General features: G+C 43.9%; 1 protein-coding gene and 1 riboswitch. The gene reads right to left on the reverse strand.

From position 1 onward, the window contains the following. Positions 1-581, reverse strand: a 581-nt coding sequence (locus tag B2633_RS14355) for a dynamin family protein (protein WP_483171420.1), incomplete at its 3' end; no start/stop codon positions are given. A 78-nt stretch (positions 582-659) separates the two neighbouring features. Beyond that, positions 660-729: riboswitch (Fluoride riboswitch) on the reverse strand. Between the last annotated feature and the right edge of the window lie 34 nt (positions 730-763).

A 763-nucleotide genomic window follows, 5' to 3' on the forward strand; every position in this document is an offset into this window, starting at 1 on the left:
TTACCGCCATTAAGAATGTTCATATGGGGAATTGGCAGTTCACTAGCGTTAGCCCCTGTTTCGGGGAACCATGCGGCGGTAGTCTCTGTATTGTGTCTCCAAATACTCCCCGTTCCTGGTGTATCGACCAACCGGATTTTTTTCATGTTTACCATAGCAGGCGTCTCAACATCCACTAAAATAACATTCTTCTGATTTTTGGGGTTTTCCGATCCCGATACATATAATGCCACTTCTGACAGTTCAATGGTTCGATGGCTTCCACCGCTAAATGTCACAGTAGCTTTGGGACTGCTGCCATAATGTATCCGCGTAATGACTGAGGTAACCGGGAGATCACCCGTAGGGAGTATGTTTTGCTGCAGAAGGCCGTTAAGAAAAGAGCTCTTCCCTACTTTAAACTGACCCAAAACAGCCACATCTAAATAGGTATTCTCCTGGGCAAATTTTCTGATGCTTCTTATTGGGCTCATTAATGAGTTCAAGCCCAACTCTTCAGCGCCGGTTTGAATCTCATTAAAAATATTGTGCAGTTCGCGGTTATACTTCGTTTTTGTTGGTACTTTTATCCCCGCATCCATAGTACTACTCCTTTTTTGGCCCTTTTACCAGTAATTGGCGCAGCGCCAGGACTTTTTAAGAAAATAAAAGGCGCCTGCCCGAAGACAGGAGCCATTAGCTGTCGCATTTTTGGCATTACGCCTGGTGAGCTCCATCACCTATATTTGTATTAGTTAATATTTATCTTACCATCGGGATTTTA

It is taken from the genome of Syntrophomonas sp. UBA1041 (genome assembly GCF_002316705.1).
Classification (GTDB): domain Bacteria; phylum Bacillota; class Syntrophomonadia; order Syntrophomonadales; family Syntrophomonadaceae; genus DTU019.